This window comes from Priestia sp. JSM ZJ58 (assembly GCF_044383985.1).
GTDB classification, from domain to species: Bacteria; Bacillota; Bacilli; order Bacillales; family Bacillaceae_H; genus Priestia; species Priestia zanthoxyli.
The window spans coordinates 1,367,293-1,382,089 of sequence record NZ_JBISEM010000001.1 but is presented as its reverse complement, the minus strand read 5'-3'; the positions used below and the strand labels follow the sequence as shown (position 1 = coordinate 1,382,089).

Annotated in this window: 19 protein-coding genes; 6 read left to right on the top strand and 13 right to left on the bottom strand. The window is 36.3% G+C overall.

Annotated features, from left to right (window positions below; translation table 11 throughout):
• Positions 1-4: 4 nt before the first annotated feature.
• The 4 genes from ACH6EI_RS07215 to ACH6EI_RS07200 all read right to left on the bottom strand — a co-directional run bounded on the left by ACH6EI_RS07215 (position 5) and on the right by ACH6EI_RS07200 (position 1,814).
• On the bottom strand, positions 5-412 hold the full coding sequence (locus tag ACH6EI_RS07215) for a PadR family transcriptional regulator (RefSeq protein WP_099331188.1): 408 nt from the start codon (positions 410-412) through the stop codon (positions 5-7).
• 3 nt (positions 413-415) lie between these two features.
• On the bottom strand, positions 416-949 hold the full coding sequence (locus tag ACH6EI_RS07210; protein ID WP_099331189.1) for a sigma-70 family RNA polymerase sigma factor: 534 nt from the start codon (positions 947-949) through the stop codon (positions 416-418).
• 142 nt (positions 950-1,091) lie between these two features.
• Entirely contained in the window at positions 1,092-1,349 is a 258-nt protein-coding gene (locus tag ACH6EI_RS07205) for a hypothetical protein (protein ID WP_099331190.1), read from the bottom strand.
• Positions 1,350-1,406: 57 nt separating this feature from the next.
• On the bottom strand, positions 1,407-1,814 hold the full coding sequence (locus tag ACH6EI_RS07200; RefSeq protein WP_033580205.1) for a DUF1878 family protein: 408 nt from the start codon (positions 1,812-1,814) through the stop codon (positions 1,407-1,409).
• Positions 1,815-1,982: 168 nt separating this feature from the next.
• On the opposite strand from ACH6EI_RS07200, the gene ACH6EI_RS07195 reads away from it, so the two are divergent.
• A complete protein-coding gene (locus ACH6EI_RS07195) occupies positions 1,983-2,183 on the top strand; it encodes a hypothetical protein (protein ID WP_099331191.1) in 201 nt (66 codons plus the stop codon).
• A gap of 62 nt (positions 2,184-2,245) precedes the next feature.
• Here ACH6EI_RS07195 and ACH6EI_RS07190 read toward each other — a convergent pair whose 3' ends face one another.
• Positions 2,246-2,743 carry a hypothetical protein gene (locus ACH6EI_RS07190; protein ID WP_099331192.1) on the bottom strand — a complete coding sequence of 166 codons (498 nt, stop codon included), beginning with the start codon at positions 2,741-2,743 and terminating at the stop codon, positions 2,246-2,248.
• 107 nt (positions 2,744-2,850) lie between these two features.
• Between ACH6EI_RS07190 and ACH6EI_RS07185 the strand changes: the two genes are divergently transcribed.
• Both ACH6EI_RS07185 and ACH6EI_RS07180 read left to right on the top strand, forming a co-directional pair.
• Positions 2,851-3,021: a hypothetical protein gene (locus ACH6EI_RS07185; protein ID WP_167387326.1), complete on the top strand. Its 171-nt coding sequence runs from the start codon at positions 2,851-2,853 to the stop codon at positions 3,019-3,021.
• A 14-nt stretch (positions 3,022-3,035) separates the two neighbouring features.
• Positions 3,036-3,809, top strand: coding sequence for a Cof-type HAD-IIB family hydrolase (locus tag ACH6EI_RS07180; RefSeq protein ID WP_099331193.1), 774 nt, complete (start codon positions 3,036-3,038; stop codon positions 3,807-3,809).
• A gap of 26 nt (positions 3,810-3,835) precedes the next feature.
• On the opposite strand, the gene ACH6EI_RS07175 is transcribed toward ACH6EI_RS07180, so the two are convergent.
• The 3 genes from ACH6EI_RS07175 to ACH6EI_RS07165 all read right to left on the bottom strand — a co-directional run bounded on the left by ACH6EI_RS07175 (position 3,836) and on the right by ACH6EI_RS07165 (position 6,684).
• On the bottom strand, positions 3,836-4,201 hold the full coding sequence (locus ACH6EI_RS07175) for a cupin domain-containing protein (protein ID WP_028414653.1): 366 nt from the start codon (positions 4,199-4,201) through the stop codon (positions 3,836-3,838).
• A gap of 31 nt (positions 4,202-4,232) precedes the next feature.
• Positions 4,233-5,486 carry an erythromycin esterase family protein gene (locus ACH6EI_RS07170; protein WP_099331194.1) on the bottom strand — a complete coding sequence of 418 codons (1,254 nt, stop codon included), beginning with the start codon at positions 5,484-5,486 and terminating at the stop codon, positions 4,233-4,235.
• Positions 5,487-5,622: 136 nt separating this feature from the next.
• Positions 5,623-6,684 (bottom strand): beta-carotene 15,15'-monooxygenase, encoded by a 1,062-nt coding sequence (locus ACH6EI_RS07165; RefSeq protein ID WP_099331195.1) that lies wholly within the window; start codon positions 6,682-6,684, stop codon positions 5,623-5,625.
• Positions 6,685-6,873: 189 nt separating this feature from the next.
• Between ACH6EI_RS07165 and ACH6EI_RS07160 the strand changes: the two genes are divergently transcribed.
• Positions 6,874-7,176 (top strand): hypothetical protein, encoded by a 303-nt coding sequence (locus ACH6EI_RS07160; protein WP_028414656.1) that lies wholly within the window; start codon positions 6,874-6,876, stop codon positions 7,174-7,176.
• Between the two features lie 417 nt (positions 7,177-7,593).
• On the opposite strand, the gene ACH6EI_RS07155 is transcribed toward ACH6EI_RS07160, so the two are convergent.
• On the bottom strand, positions 7,594-7,920 hold the full coding sequence (locus ACH6EI_RS07155; protein WP_028414657.1) for an antibiotic biosynthesis monooxygenase family protein: 327 nt from the start codon (positions 7,918-7,920) through the stop codon (positions 7,594-7,596).
• 232 nt (positions 7,921-8,152) lie between these two features.
• On the opposite strand from ACH6EI_RS07155, the gene ACH6EI_RS07150 reads away from it, so the two are divergent.
• Positions 8,153-8,977 (top strand): hypothetical protein, encoded by an 825-nt coding sequence (locus ACH6EI_RS07150; RefSeq protein WP_028414658.1) that lies wholly within the window; start codon positions 8,153-8,155, stop codon positions 8,975-8,977.
• Between the two features lie 92 nt (positions 8,978-9,069).
• On the opposite strand, the gene ACH6EI_RS07145 is transcribed toward ACH6EI_RS07150, so the two are convergent.
• Positions 9,070-10,527 carry a S8 family serine peptidase gene (locus tag ACH6EI_RS07145; protein WP_098999178.1) on the bottom strand — a complete coding sequence of 486 codons (1,458 nt, stop codon included), beginning with the start codon at positions 10,525-10,527 and terminating at the stop codon, positions 9,070-9,072.
• A gap of 257 nt (positions 10,528-10,784) precedes the next feature.
• Here ACH6EI_RS07145 and ACH6EI_RS07140 point away from each other — a divergent pair, with 257 nt between their 5' ends.
• Entirely contained in the window at positions 10,785-11,651 is an 867-nt protein-coding gene (locus ACH6EI_RS07140) for an alpha/beta fold hydrolase (protein ID WP_223546198.1), read from the top strand.
• A gap of 233 nt (positions 11,652-11,884) precedes the next feature.
• On the opposite strand, the gene ACH6EI_RS07135 is transcribed toward ACH6EI_RS07140, so the two are convergent.
• Genes ACH6EI_RS07135 through ACH6EI_RS07125 form a run of 3 tightly spaced genes read right to left on the bottom strand, consistent with a single transcriptional unit; the run spans position 11,885 to position 14,794 of the window.
• A complete protein-coding gene (locus ACH6EI_RS07135; RefSeq protein ID WP_098999177.1) occupies positions 11,885-13,348 on the bottom strand; it encodes a sensor histidine kinase in 1,464 nt (487 codons plus the stop codon).
• A complete protein-coding gene (locus ACH6EI_RS07130; RefSeq protein ID WP_049165724.1) occupies positions 13,336-14,013 on the bottom strand; it encodes a response regulator transcription factor in 678 nt (225 codons plus the stop codon). Before ACH6EI_RS07130 ends, ACH6EI_RS07135 begins: the two co-directional genes overlap by 13 nt.
• A gap of 7 nt (positions 14,014-14,020) precedes the next feature.
• On the bottom strand, positions 14,021-14,794 hold the full coding sequence (locus ACH6EI_RS07125; RefSeq protein ID WP_048019469.1) for an ABC transporter permease: 774 nt from the start codon (positions 14,792-14,794) through the stop codon (positions 14,021-14,023).
• Positions 14,795-14,797 lie beyond the last annotated feature (3 nt).

Below are 14,797 nucleotides of genomic sequence, written 5' to 3'. Positions count from 1 at the left end.
TCATTCACCCCTCTAGTATTTTTTTAAAACTTATGTGGTTAGATAATGGCTGCTCTTCCACTTTTTTAAGTAGCCTGCAGCCCTTTTTATTTAATTGATAAAACTTAGCTCCGTCTTCTTGCCAATTGCTCGTCAATACACCTTTTAGCTCTAGTCGATGCAGGATGACATATAAAGACCCTTCGTTTTCTTTGAAATTTAAAATTCCTCGGCTTTGCAGTAAGCTGACTAACTCATAGCCCGTTTTCTCCTGCACAAGCAGCTGCATCATAGCAATCAGAATTTCTTCGTCGCTATGAGTCTCTTGCTTTATTTTTTCTCGAATGCTTTTCTTATGACTTTCCGTAAATTTTAGCTGAGCAAACACTTCACGATTCATTGTTTTTCTAAGATTTTTAAGACGTTTATCCATGACTCATTCCTCCAGCATTTCTTTTAAAAGTGATTTTGCACGCCTCAGTCTTGTTTTTACTGTATTCATTCCGGTTTTGGTTACGAGCGCAATGTCTTTAATTAACAATTCTTCATAGTAAAAGAGGTAAATCACTTCTTTATATTTGGTAGGCAGCTTCATAACAGCTGACATCAGCTCGTGGTCTTCTTCGTGTTGAATAACAGCTTTCTCTATGTTTTCTTTTTCACTTATATGATTTGGAAAATAGTCTGTCGCCGGTATAATGTTTTTGTTGTACCAGCTTTTTAAAAAGTCTTTACAGTGGTTAATTGCGATTTGCCATAACCACGTCCGAAACTTGGATCTACCGCTGTACTTGTAAAGATTTTTGTAGCATTTAATAAAAATCTCCTGCGTCAAATCCTCCGCAACCGCTACGCTGTTTACATATGAGTAAGCCAGCTGCAAGATTTCCTGTCCATATCGATCCATAATTTCATCTATCACTAGTTCTTTGTCTTGCACGTGTATCCATTCTACGGTTAGTTCTTTCACTTCTGCCTCTCCTTTCTTGTTCTTAGACGAAGCGTTTTATAAAAAGGTTTTTGTATTTTCATTTTTATTTTCTAGATAATTGCATGTACATAAAAAAAGATTCTCTACACGAGAACCTTTCCTTGTACCTCTTATGTATGTGCTATGAAAAAAGATTGCCGATGAAGATAATAAATCCCGTCACTAGAGTTAATCCAGCACTAATTACTACTGTCAAAATACTTCTCACAGCCGATACCCAATTGTTTATTCCAAAGAACCCTGCGATGCCGGTGAAAAATAGAATAATTGCTAAACAAAGATTGATATTCAATAACGCTGGATAATAAAAAGCGATGAAAAAGAAACCAACGCACAGTAGCGTAAAGATAAATGACCAGAAATTAATAATTCGCGCCATCTCACCTATCCTCCTCTACTTTTAAAATTTCCACGTTTAAACACACTCTTAGATTATTTATTTCAAATCTATTTTTAAACGTTGCAATAAAAAGTCACACACTTCCATTTGAATACACTGCTTCTTTAAACTGCACAATAAATATTCTAGTTCAAATTCCTGATAAAAGATTTTAGCAACAACCGATTTTAATTCCTCTAAAGTTGGTTGTTCTGACGCATATAATTTATCCAACGGAAGATTAAATTGAGAGAACAGCTGATCATTTTGATAAAAGGTAGAAATGTCTTCACCTTTGATTCGACAGCTAAACACACCTAGCATGTTTAAAAATGCCTTTACTTGGTTTTCTTCAAATTCATGATCAATCACAAACATAAAAAAAGGATGTTCCTCTGCGTTAATCATGTGCTTCATGAGACTCATTTGATATTTTAATAGCTTCACTTCTTTTACGACATCCAACTTCTTCCCATCTTTCTTTTAAAAATGATCCTACTATACTCTGTGAATTTTACCATAATCTAGTAGTGTCAATAAACCGTTTATAGAAAATTACTTTGTAATGATTGGAATAATAAGGTATATTGTTATAAATGGTAATAATTTCATAAACCGAAAGCGAGGATACATATGGGCCTGTTACTAATTGCGGTTATTATCACGCTATCCATCATTTTAGATTACTTTATTTTTGACTATGAAGATAAGCACTGGGGCTGGTTGAAGAAAGCTTCTACACCCTTTAGAAGAAGTGTTATTGGCTGTTACTTGCTTATGTCGTTTGTTATTTATTTTGGTTTGAGTCTTCCGTATATTAAGCCTTTTTTATAAATATTAGTCTGCCTAAACTGGTTAGCCTATAACTCTTATCTAAAGGTTACAGGCTAACCCACTCATTTCACCACCACTACAAATTGTTTGTCTTCAAATTTGAACATTTCCCCTAATTCATAGATATACTTCTTTTTGTCTAATTTATAATACTTTCCAAAATACAGCGTTTTCAAGTTAATACTCATATCTAGACTTGAATCTTTTTCTTCCGCTTCACCTCCGTCTAAGCAAGAGTATAATTCAATGTAACAGCCCTCTATAAGGTGTTCTTCAATACAAGTAAATAACTCTCTTATCGATTTAGGATGTGTATCACAAGATAATTCATAGATATATGGCAAGGTGAATACGTGCTTGATGTCGCTATACCCGTCGGTTAAACGATTAACACTAATACCGTACGCATCTTCTTCTTTTTCATAGATTGTAATTATCTTTTCTTTCTTTGAATTTCGATTAAAGGAAGAAACTTCGGATAAAGGAACCAGCGTTTCTTTTGTGCCAAAACTTCCTGTAGGCAATTCATAAGGAGATCCTATATAGTGATGTACAGTCATATTCGCACTTCTCTTTGCTTATGTAAAATACTATTATTCTATCACTCTTATTAAGATTACATACAAATACAAGGAAAATATGTATAATAAAACCAGGAGGTGACAGCATGAAGAAACTACTGCCTTTTCTATTTTTAGCCGCTCTCTATTTGTATGACTCTTCATACAATCATACTGCTTTTTTACATAAACCGGTTGTTTCGGCGTTTTTATATGTAGGTGCTATTTTTGCCTGTTCGCTACTGCTTGTAAATGTAAAAAAAGAGCGTGCTGTTTAAATAAGGAGATTACTATGAGCTATAAAATTGTATTCTTTGACGTAGATGGAACTCTTACTCATCACGAAAACGGGACTATTTCCACCAAAACTCGAGAGATTGTAAAAAGTTTAAAGCACAAAGGATTAAAAATCGTAGCCGCTACCGGAAGGCCTTTATCTCTCTGTGAAGAAATTAGAGAATTAGGTATAGATACGCTCATTACCGCAAACGGAGCGTTTACTGTACACGATGAAAAAGTTATTCATAAGCTGTCCATGGATAAGGACGTTGCGCGCGAAGTCTTTGAATACGCAGCCTCCCAAAATCACGGCCTTTCATTTTACACAAAAGAGCTCAGCATGAACGGAATCAAAGATGACAACATTTTAAAAGCACTAAAGGAAACATTATCGCTCAATGATTATCCTCAAATGAATGAGCGTATTTATGATGAAGATATTTATTTAATGTGCTTGTATGGTGATGACAGAACCGCCGAGCACTATGCACAGCGATTTCCTCATTTACTATTTAAAAGATGGCACCCTTTTGTCGTAAGTGTGCTTCAAGAAGAAATCACAAAATCGGTAGCTATCCTGAAGGTCTTAGACTATTTTAACATCCATCAATCTGAGGCCATCGCATTTGGAGACGGAGAAAATGATATTGATATGATAGAATTAGCCGGCCTTGGAATTGCGATGGGTAACAGCTCTGATAAGTTAAAAAGCGTTGCTGATTTTGTCACGAAGAAATCGGGTGAAGAGGGGATTGAGTTTGCCCTTAAAAAATTTAAAGTCCTATAGAAAAGTCACACGCCTAGATAACTTATCTAAGCGTGCTTTTTCCTTTCCATAAATGTTTCAGGATTTAGCTCCTCCGATTGAATGACAATGGCCGCCATACCGGTTTCACTTCCCGATGTATGCCACTCTCCTTTTTCCCACAGTGCTGCTTCTCCACGTTTAATCGAAATTCGTTTTTGATCCTCTCCTGTTACCCACCCTTCACCTTCGACTACGATAAATAACTGAGGTATAGGCGCTTCGTGATATCCTACCGTTCCTTCTCCGTCTATATACATATAACCGATCGTAGCTGCTTCGTTTGTTTGAATCATTTTTACGTAAGTAGCTAAATTCGACTGATATTTTTCTACTTTTTTGCCATGTTTTTTACTAAATTTATAGATTTTCAATGTACACCTCTTCTTTGTTCATTACGATTTTTTATTTATTTTTACTCCGTTTAAGATACTCGGGCGGAGAAACAGATTCAACAAATAAAGCACCGTCTAGCTGATCACGCGGTACAAATAAAGTCGGCATAGTACCGCTTTCTAAAAAGATCGTTTTAGTGAATATCCACTTGTTGTCTGAGTTTTTTTCAAGCTGTGAGAAATCCGTAAATAACGCCGGTGATTGCACTTGATGCATGTAATCTTCTAGACTTTTTTTAGGCGGCTTCTCTATTTTGTATGGCTGCCCTGTATCCGTATGTATTTCACCTTCATACATAAATAAGCCTAAGTAATAAGACTGTTTTTTTATTTTATTAGAGACAATTGCTCCTAGAGGTTCAAATCCCGTAAACGTTTTGTATTGCTTAAAAATATGAAGGTTATGAGCCCAGATGATGATCTTTTCATCAGGATACAGCTCCTGACAAATCCATTCTAGATTTTCTTTCATTCTTTTTTCCCTTACTTTTTTATAGGTTCGGTGGTTATGGTGAATATGGTTAATAAAATATAAGCGATTTTGCAGGCATCGAATAATCATTTTAAACTTACATACAAGCTCTTGATTTTCAAGATACAAAACGTATTCTTCATGTAGATAAGCTTCTAAATCTCCTATCACTGCGCTTGCTTTTTCTTTAAACTCTTCAAACTCATGCAGCATTTCTGCTGGGACTTTTTTTCTTCTCGCTTTATATTGCCCTAGCTGGTAGTACCATTTATATACGCCTGCCTCAATGTATTCGATCTTTTCTATCACGTCTTTAGACACTACGGGACTCAGCTGCTGAACAAATTTTACGAAAAGATCAGGATTAGAAGAAGGATTAATATCGATTCCTATTAAACTTAAATCTGATTTTTTCATCAGCTGAAACAAAGACAGATTTTCTTTTGTTGCCCATAAAGAATAAATCGCGTTTTTTAAAAAGTCTTCATCTGTAAACTCTTCCTTTAACTCATTAGCACTATGGCATTCCGCCAAGCCGCTTTCAAATGCCAGTACGGTAAAATTCATTTCTTTATGTAGAAATTCTATTATTTTTGACTTCATCATATTATGTTCTCTTATGTTATGACCGTTTTCTCCTAACCACACAACTCTCTTATCTTTTACGATATGACGGAGAAATTCAAACTCTTGCGGCGTACATTCAGTTGGTTTGCTTAAATGGATTGAGTTTTCAGATAGCCATTCTATAGAGTTTAAATACTTCTCTTTTCCTCTAAAAAAAATTCCCATACACTATCCCCCTTTATCGCATTACCTATTACTTCCATTTTACTAAAATACAGCTAACACTTCACTATTTATGTCCAGTAGCTGATCACTAGCAAAAAGACCTTATATATCTATAAGGTCCTAGCTTTCTAGAATCCTAGATTAAGCCCTTCTGAGCTTTCTCCAAACGTTCTTTAATTATTTTCTTAAACGCATGAGGATCATCTACGCGAATAGCTACCTGCTTGTATTTCTTTTTGATTCCCATAAAAAGTGTTGCTTCAACTGGAAACTTTAATGTTAGTAAGAGATCAGGATGCACGGTTTCAAAGTCGCGTGCGATAAATTCAATCGTGGTGCTGGGTAGCTTTTGTTCGAGGATGTGAGTGTCTTCTATTATTTCTTCAATATCTTTAAAAGAGATTTCCATACGCTTGGCTAAGCCAAACGAAACGTATATACGGTCGTCTTCAACTCGTAAAGGGTTAAGCCTTAATGCTTGAATATCTCCTATAAAGAAAACAATACTGTAAATATTAAGGATCAGTAAAACGATTGAAAGAGTCATAGACGTATTGTGCAGCAGCCAGTGAAGCCCTAATGTTTCAATAACAATCGCGTGAATAATCATAATTTGAAACGTAATAAAACTTGAGCGCTTATACAGAGTAAAGGTGTTAACTTCAGTACTCGGCTGCTTCTTCCACGTTCCAAACGCATAGTAAAACATCAGCATTTCTGAACACAGTATGTGTATAAAAGTTTGTTTGGGAAACTTTTCGTTTATAGCCCGCGAAAAGGAAAATAAAAGCGGTAAAGAGCTTGATTTGACTCTTTTCAAAATAGGCGGTACGTTTTTAGCCAGCATAAACAGCAGCGAAAGTTCAAAGAAAATGAGTACCCCTTCTATGCCAACGCCTAGCCACATAACCGACTGAAAAGAAGCTAAATATTCACTTGGAATGATAAAACGCGCAGCAATAAGACCTGTGGCCATTAATACAATAAAATATTTTACGCTGAACTTACGCTGCCAAGCTAGAAATAAGAGCGGAGCCACAAGGCTTAAGTCTAAAATAGAACCTACTACTACTCCGTTGAAATTACCAGGCAACGACTGAAGTCCAAAAGAAGAATGATATAACACGTAATTTGAACTTATTACTAACAGCAGTAAAAAAAGAGCGACCAGAGACACCGTTTTTTTATGAAGAACCAAATAACCCACCTCACTTTTAGTTGGTGAAACACAAAAATTCCTGTTACTTCCATTTTACCAATGGAGTTGATTTAAGTCACTTTGTAGCGTGACATTGTGTTATAAAATCATTTTTTATTTACCAATTCTTCTATACAAATAATTTACAATGTAAAAAGAGTTTTACATTTATTGTAAGGAGGAGTAAGAATGGATTGGGTTAAAATTGTGTATTCATTCATCCTGTTAGTTTGCGGAATTTTGATTTTTGTTTCATCATCTTCTCGAAAAGGTGATGAAAGAAAGAAGTTTATCAGTACGAAGGCTCAATCATACGCATTTGTGGTAGTTATAGGTATGCTGATTTTAGAAGTTATAGAGTCCATTTACCGGACTTTTCAAGGGAAAAGTTCTTATGATGGCATTGGCATTTCGCCGCTAATATTTCTAACGATGATTTCAGTTATATATTTGATAACGTTTCTTACCTACAGAAAAAAATACGGTGATTAAATGAAAGCTCACAAGTAAGAAATAAAGAAATTGAGCTCATATTTTCTGGTGAAACGATAAATATAACCTCACTTTATAATTAGCCTCTAGATGACATCCGACAGTAAATGAGCTTGTTATAAGTGCTTTTAAAAGTAATAACTAGACCTCCTACTGAGGTTTTTTTTATGCACTCTTAAAATAAAACATCTCCCTTAACTAAACTCAGGAGATGATATTATAAACGGTGAGTTCATTAGCGTTTTCTTACTCTCTATTCTGTTTCTCAAGTAATTCAATCACTCGATCATTTTGTTTAACAATCGTTCTTAGCTTTGCTTCTATCGAACACAAAGTGATAAAAACGGCTATAAATCCTATAACGCCATAAAACATAACGGCTTCTCCCTTGTTGCAAAATAATCAGCCATATACGTCCTACATCTCAAAAAAGCTATGTCTTTCCACTTTACACACTCTAAGCGAAAACGTTTGATACCATTCTGTTTTTCCTTTGTGCTGGGCTACGCGGTGAGCTGAATGTTCTTTCCACATTTTGATTGATTCTAAGGAATCCCAGTATGAAACGGTAATGCCTAAATCTTGATCTCTGGCACTTTCTATTCCTAAAAAGCCTTTTTGTTTAGATGCAAGCTCCACCATTTTATCTGCCATTAGTCCATAACCCTTCTCACCTTCCGTTCGTTCAGAAGCAAAAATAACGGCATAATAAGGCGGTTCGGGGGTTTTAGCAATTCCACTCATATTGATTTCCTCCTTTAGACGTCATATTAATAGTAAAAAAGTATAAGTACATAATTAGTTTTTTTATTACCTTTATCTTCTTTTAGCACTATTTTTATAAATTCCATTATAATACCTTTTTAAGTTTACCTATACAAAATGTAACATTTAATAGTATATAAAGATAAATATTCCATTTATATGATATAGTCTTTATAAGTAAGTAATAAACAAATAGAAATGGAGTTTCAACATGAGGAACATAAGCAAGATAACAACAGGTACCATTACAATCGCTTTGGCGCTTGGATTAATGGGGTGCAGTCACACAACTTCAAACAATGAGAGCATAGATGGAAGCGAGGCAAAAAAAGAGCTGGCCATAGAGCTGAAATTTCTGCAAAACGAGTCCGAACGCTTAATTAATAATGACGGAAAGATAGAAGATAAAACGTTTCAAAGCTACAAAAATGATTTTAACCTGCTGTCTGCGTCTATTAATAGTACGTCAAAAGTAGAAACACAAAGTGATAGCGAGCTAAAAAAAAGCATAGCCCACTTAGCAAAAGACGTAGATACTTTAACAGAAAAAGAGTATGTAACATCCTATAAAAAATTCAATTCAAGCAAGACGATCTATGAAGTTACGCTCATGAACAATATGCATGACGTTATAGATGCAACAAAAACTTCGGAAGAAAGCAGTAACGTGTTAGACTCATTTGATGATAAACACTTTCATTCTTCCGAAGCACAAATAAAAAAAGATATGGGGCCTGCGATTAGTCATATCAACACCGCATCTAAATATAAAATAGAGCTCATGCAAGACGAAATCCAAAAGCATCGCGACAGTTATACAAAGCTCCAGCTCGAACAATTAAAAAAAGCCACTCATAATTTTGATTTGTCTCTTAACGATCAAATTAAATCGATTCAATCCTATAAACCTATAAGTGGAGATTATAATATAAGCAGAAACTTTCGCTATAATTCCTATGATAAATATACAAATGCCTGTGTGTACATTACTGACTTTGAATCTAATTTAGGAATTGCCAAGGCCGGTGATTTTTAAGAAAGCACTAATGCTCAAGATGATAATTTTTCAAAAAAGTCTTCCTAAAAGCAATGTTTTAGGGAGACTTTTTACTGTATCCATTACAAGTACTAATTCTTTATATCTTCTAACGCTCTATAAGCATTTGCTTCTCCTGAACCAAATAAAGCGTCGTGTCCTTTTTTTCCATAGTCAACAGCTGTTTGCTTAATACGTGCTGTTACTTGAGCGGGTTTATACTCAGGATGAGCTGCTTTAAGAACTCCTGCAATTCCAGCTACTTGAGGAGTTGCCATGGAAGTACCGGCGTTTAACTCATAGGAAGTCCCTAAATAAGTCGGCCATGTACTTAGGATTAAATTGTTTGGATCAGCTGTTGCAGGATCATTAGTTTTTGCATATTTCTCTCCGAAATCTCCTCCTGGAGCCGCCACGTCAATGGCGCTGTTTCCATAATTAGAGTAGAAAGCAAGCTGCTGAGTCGACCATTTTGTGGAAGCCGAAACATTAATTACTCCTGGCATTTGCGCCGGTACGACAGTTGCTGGCCCTTTGACACTTATACCATATGGTTCATACAAGGTATTTAAAAAGTCGTTTACTTCCTTTTTATTATCTAAATTTAAACTTTCGTTTCCACTACCGGCTACGACCGTTACGCCATTTTTCACGGCATACTGAATGGCTCTTTTCCAAAGCAGTGTTTCCGCAATTGATTTATAACTTTCTCCTTCAATAGTCATCTTGTTATTATTATAGAAACGAAGAGACATATTAATCACATCGACTTTATCATTGGTTGCGGCAATAATTCCGTCTATAATCCAAGCAGGCATTCCAAGAGCTTGCTCTGAATACAGTACGCGATAAGAACGTATTCCAAGTTCTGGTCCTACTCCTTTTACTTTTCCATTCGCTCCAATGATCCCGGCAACATGCGTACCGTGTCCATTGCGATCTTTTATATCTGCGGGATCTCCAGTTTCAGATTCGTCCATTCCAGCCGGAACAAGATTACGTCCACCTAGTATATTATTTTTTAAATCAGGATGAGATGCATCAATACCCGTATCAATTACTCCCACCACTGCTTTATGAGTTGTACTACCGTCTTTATTTTTATATCCGCCTGTTTCTACATCATAAGATTTTCCGCCATTTGTCACTCGTTGAATATCCCACTGAGAGTCCCAATAATTATCTACATTCTGTGAACTGATAATATTAGACTGATAGTTATAAGGACTACCTGATGTTTTGTCCAAGCTTAGAGGAATTTCCCTGTTAGCAGCTTCGATCGAAGAATTCCCTTTTAAATTATTAAGAAAAGAAGCCTGTTCAGATTGAGCTTCTATCCCTCCTACTTCAGGAAGCGCTTTAGTCACTTTGCCACCAGCTTTTTGAATAATCTCTTGATAGTTGTCTGGCAATCCATTTTTAAAAGCGATTGTGTATGTGTTACTTACCTTTTGATCTTTACTCTTAGCTTGAGTAGGAACTCCGCCAACAGCAAATATTCCTGCTCCTACTGCCAGTGAAAGCACCGTATGTAGAATTTTCTTTTGCATATGTCTCCTCCTATATATGGAAATATTTATCATATACTATCTTATTACATACTCTTTTAAATTCCAAGTTTTTCTAATAGATTAGGATTATTCAAAATAAAACTGGGGTTATATTTCACAAATAATAACCAAAATAAGGGTTTTAAGAGAGCTTTATAGCTCATTTACCGCGTCAGGAAACCTTATTGTTTGATACATCAACTAATAAAGAGTAAAGTTTTTCTATAATAAAGGTTAAAAGCGAAAGGATGAGTAAGATGTTTAAAGACGGTTATGTAAAAGTAAATGATGTAAATCTTCATTATGTAACAAAAGGTGAAGGCGAGCTTATGCTGTTTCTACACGGATTCCCTTACTTTTGGTATACATGGCACCATCAGTTAGAAGAGTTTTCGAAAGATTATCGCGTGGTAGCTGTAGATATGCGAGGCTATAACTTATCAGATAAGCCAGAAGAAATTTCTTCTTACAGCATGCCCATTCTAATGGAAGATGTAAAGCAACTAATTGAAGCATTTGGTGAAAAAGAGTGTGTGCTAGTGGCGCATGATTGGGGCGGCGCTGTAGCATGGGCATTTGCTTATACATATCCGCAGTATGTCAAAAAGTTAGTGATGTTTGATGCACCGCACCCTTACACATTTATAAGAGAGCTTGCTGAAAATCCTGCTCAACGAGAAGCAAGCAGCTATATGAGCTTTTTCCAAAAGCCAAACTCTCAGGATGAGCTACTCGCGAATCATAGTGAAAAATTAAGAAACATGCTGACGGAGCCTGGCATCAAAAAAGGCTATTTAACAAAAGAAGAAGAAGCTAAATACGTAGAGGCGTGGAACCAGCCGAATGCAATGAAATCCATGCTTAACTACTACCGTGCGTCTTCCCTTTATCCGTTTGAAGAGCGCGTTCATAAACCTGTAGCACTGCCGCATAAAGTATTCGAATCTCCAACTTTAATTGTATGGGGAAATGCGGACGAAGCGTTTGAAAATAGTAATTTAGATGGAATTGAAGAGTACGTTCCAAACGTAACGATTCACCGCTTAGATGGTGTAGGACATGCTCCTCAACATGAGCAGCCAGAAAAGGTGAATGAATTTATGAGAGAGTTTTTAAGCAAATAAACGAGAGAAAGACTGCAGAATACGGTATACCGCCGTTTTGCAGTCTTTTTTTAAATGCTAAAAGCTAATTTCATCTATTTTTTACATGATTGGTTTATTTTTCAACGTTTTAACAAGTGCATACCGGGTATAAATTTTACTGTACAGATGCAGTCCCCCAAAGGAACATGTACATTTCTTTCTTACTTACCCTTTTTGGAACTCTCTTTTTTGAGGGTTCTTTTTTTACGCATTTACTCTTTCCTTATCGGAAGAACAATCTTAAATAATGCCCCTCCCGTCTCTTTATTATCGACCGTGATGCTTCCTCCGTGGTTTTTCACAATGGAATGAGCAATATAAAGACCTAACCCTAAGTTTCCGTGGCCGCTTGTTCTTGACGCATCTTCTCTGTAAAACTTTTTAAACACCTGCTCTTTGTTCGATAACGCAAAGCCGGGACCCGTATCATGTATTTCAAAAATAACTTCGCCGTGATGAATGACGGTATTCCACCCTATTTCCCCTCGTTCAGGCGTGTAGCGAATACAGTTTGTAATAATATTATCTAATACTTGAGAAATGCGCTGAGGATCTCCGTAAAATTGACTTGATGCTTCTGTTTCACTAACCGAAGGTAAAAAGGCAATCTCTTTTTTTTGACATAAAAGCTGAAACTCGTTTGTTTTCTCATGAACAAATGAGATTATATCGATTGGCTCTCTCTTTACGGTAAAGCCCGGATTTTCGATCACAGATACTTCTTGCAGCTGATTTAATAGCTGAATCGAACGCTGTGTATTTGTGTAGATCGTATGTAAATATCGATTAAGCCTCTCCGGGTCTCTTTTGCTTCCTTCTACTAAAATTTCCGTATGTCCATGAATAATCGTAAGAGGCGTTCGTAAATCATGCGCAATCGCAGCCGTCATATCTTTGCGGTCTTCTTCTAGCTGCCACTGTTTAGCTAACGATTGCTTTAATTCTTTTCGCATTTCTTCAAAGGCATGAAGCAGCTGACTTAATTCTTTGGCGTCTTGAGTGACGGACAGCGAAAAATCTAAATTATTATGCTGAATATTTTTAGCTGCGGTCATCAGCTCATTAAAAGGCCGTTCAATTTTTTTGCTAAATCGTCTTCCAAACAAATAAGCAAACAAATAAAAGTAAAGAAACGGGCTGGCTAGCGATACAAATGTGACAAGCGCAACGATCCATTTAATATTCGGATTAGCAGAAGCCATATTTAATTGATATCTTAGCGCAATCGCCCCGTTTACTTCGTCTTTTGAATTAAAAAGCGGATAAACTTTTATAATATATTTACCTGAGCGGATATTGGTATTGACCTGAGAGTAAAAATCCCGTTTATTTTTTATGTATGAAGTGGACATGGACCCATACACAATTTGCCCTTTTTTATTTATAATTTGATAATCCATTCCTTCTAGCGGAATCACCGCTTCTACTTGGTTTTTAGCATCTCTTGAAAGGAGCGCATCTTCTTTTTCTTTGACGAACTGAAGAATATCAGGAATTTGTTTTTCATAGTAATTTGCGGGATTCAGTGCTCCAGGCATAAGAAACCAGTTTACTGCAATCACAATGCCCCACGTTAAAAGCGTCGCAAGCAGGCTGTACAGTAAGATTAAATGAAACGATAACACAAACTGCGCTTTTAATGTTGCTCGGTTCATCCATTTTTTTATTTTACCCATTTGTAGCCAATGCCCCAAACGGTTGAGATGTAAGGCGTTTCGTCATATTTTAATAGTTTTGCTCTAATTTTCTTTACGTGTTCCGTAATCGTAGACGAATCTCCTTCCGCGTCATAGCCCCACACCTTTTCATACAGCTGCTCGCGTGTAAAAACCTGACCTGGATGAAGAGCGAGGAAATGAATGATCTCAAATTCTCTTGAAGTAAACGGAATCACTTCATTGTTATGTAAAATTTGATAGCCATTTAAATCAATGGTTAACTCTCCAAAGTGAAGCCTGTTATAGGAGTTACTGTTAATTCTCTGCTCTCGGCGCAGATGGGCGTAAATGCGGGCTTTTAGTTCTTTCATGCTAAAAGGCTTAACTAAGTAATCATCTCCACCCACTAATAGTCCTTTTACTCGGTCCTGCTCCGTTTGTTTAGCGCTTAGAAAGATAATGGGGCATGATATGCTTTTTCGGATCATTTCACAAAGTGCAAAGCCGTCCATGCCTGGCATCATCACATCCAGCACAATTAAGTCTGGATTTATTTTTAACTTTGTTAACGCTTCTTGCCCTTCGTAAGCAAACACCACCTCATATCCTTCATCTTGGAGCGCATCTTTCATAAATGAAATAATGTCTTTTTCGTCGTCCACTAGTAAAATTGTTTGCTTCATCTCCATCTCACCCTACCCATTCCTTCTTTTTCCATACGAATAGGTTTATTATAAGGCTAATAAGCAAAATTGGAAATAATAGGTTCACTAAAAATTCAGAGTTTGGCCTGCTTAATTCATGAAAAACAGAATCGGTTACGGAGAAAAAGAAGCTTAGTTTATCTGACACATACACGCTTCCAATTAAAGCACCAATGGTTGCGACGTAAGATAAAATGGAATTAGGCATAAGAACACTCAGGATACTCCCGATACTAATAACCGCTATAAAGATGCAAAAACAAATGCCGTAAAATTTCAACGAATATAGTAACGCCCCTAAAGTCCCTAGCGTATGTCCGCCTAAAAATGTGGTTTCATTTACATGAGGCATAACCATTCTTCCAAGACATGTCCCCACTACCCACGTAATACAAAGAATAATAAAAACTAGTAAACATTGAACTGCCCACTTTACAAAAAACAGCTTCAAACGATGATGCGGCCGAATTAATACCATACGTAGCGCTCCGGACGTGTACTCGCCGTTAAAACTATCTGCCACAAACATAGGAATAACAATAAACGTAATCACAAACGATAGGTCTCGAAGAAGTAGTGGTGCTGAATTTAAAGAATCAATTTTTACGTCATGAGCCGCATCAAAAAATGAAATGCCTCCCCTTTGAAAGAAAAAGAACCAAATAAAAGCAAGTAATCCTATGTACACACCTAGTACCACTGCTGTCTTTTTCCGTTTAAACGTTCGCTCTAATTCACTGATAAAAAGTCCTGTCATCATGTC

Excerpts from the sequence above, each read along its gene's own strand:
- ACH6EI_RS07215 (WP_099331188.1), bottom strand. The coding sequence starts at position 412 with ATGGATAAACGTCTTAAAAATCTTAGAAAAACAATGAATCGTGAAGTG.
- ACH6EI_RS07205 (WP_099331190.1), bottom strand. The coding sequence starts at position 1,349 with ATGGCGCGAATTATTAATTTCTGGTCATTTATCTTTACGCTACTGTGC.
- ACH6EI_RS07195 (WP_099331191.1), top strand. The coding sequence starts at position 1,983 with ATGGGCCTGTTACTAATTGCGGTTATTATCACGCTATCCATCATTTTA.
- ACH6EI_RS07190 (WP_099331192.1), bottom strand. The coding sequence starts at position 2,743 with ATGACTGTACATCACTATATAGGATCTCCTTATGAATTGCCTACAGGA.
- ACH6EI_RS07185 (WP_167387326.1), top strand. The coding sequence starts at position 2,851 with ATGAAGAAACTACTGCCTTTTCTATTTTTAGCCGCTCTCTATTTGTAT.
- ACH6EI_RS07180 (WP_099331193.1), top strand. The coding sequence starts at position 3,036 with ATGAGCTATAAAATTGTATTCTTTGACGTAGATGGAACTCTTACTCAT.
- ACH6EI_RS07170 (WP_099331194.1), bottom strand. The coding sequence starts at position 5,486 with ATGGGAATTTTTTTTAGAGGAAAAGAGAAGTATTTAAACTCTATAGAA.
- ACH6EI_RS07160 (WP_028414656.1), top strand. The coding sequence starts at position 6,874 with ATGGATTGGGTTAAAATTGTGTATTCATTCATCCTGTTAGTTTGCGGA.
- ACH6EI_RS07155 (WP_028414657.1), bottom strand. The coding sequence starts at position 7,920 with ATGAGTGGAATTGCTAAAACCCCCGAACCGCCTTATTATGCCGTTATT.
- ACH6EI_RS07150 (WP_028414658.1), top strand. The coding sequence starts at position 8,153 with ATGAGGAACATAAGCAAGATAACAACAGGTACCATTACAATCGCTTTG.
- ACH6EI_RS07145 (WP_098999178.1), bottom strand. The coding sequence starts at position 10,527 with ATGCAAAAGAAAATTCTACATACGGTGCTTTCACTGGCAGTAGGAGCA.
- ACH6EI_RS07140 (WP_223546198.1), top strand. The coding sequence starts at position 10,785 with ATGTTTAAAGACGGTTATGTAAAAGTAAATGATGTAAATCTTCATTAT.
- ACH6EI_RS07135 (WP_098999177.1), bottom strand. The coding sequence starts at position 13,348 with ATGGGTAAAATAAAAAAATGGATGAACCGAGCAACATTAAAAGCGCAG.
- ACH6EI_RS07130 (WP_049165724.1), bottom strand. The coding sequence starts at position 14,013 with ATGAAGCAAACAATTTTACTAGTGGACGACGAAAAAGACATTATTTCA.
- ACH6EI_RS07125 (WP_048019469.1), bottom strand. The coding sequence starts at position 14,794 with ATGATGACAGGACTTTTTATCAGTGAATTAGAGCGAACGTTTAAACGG.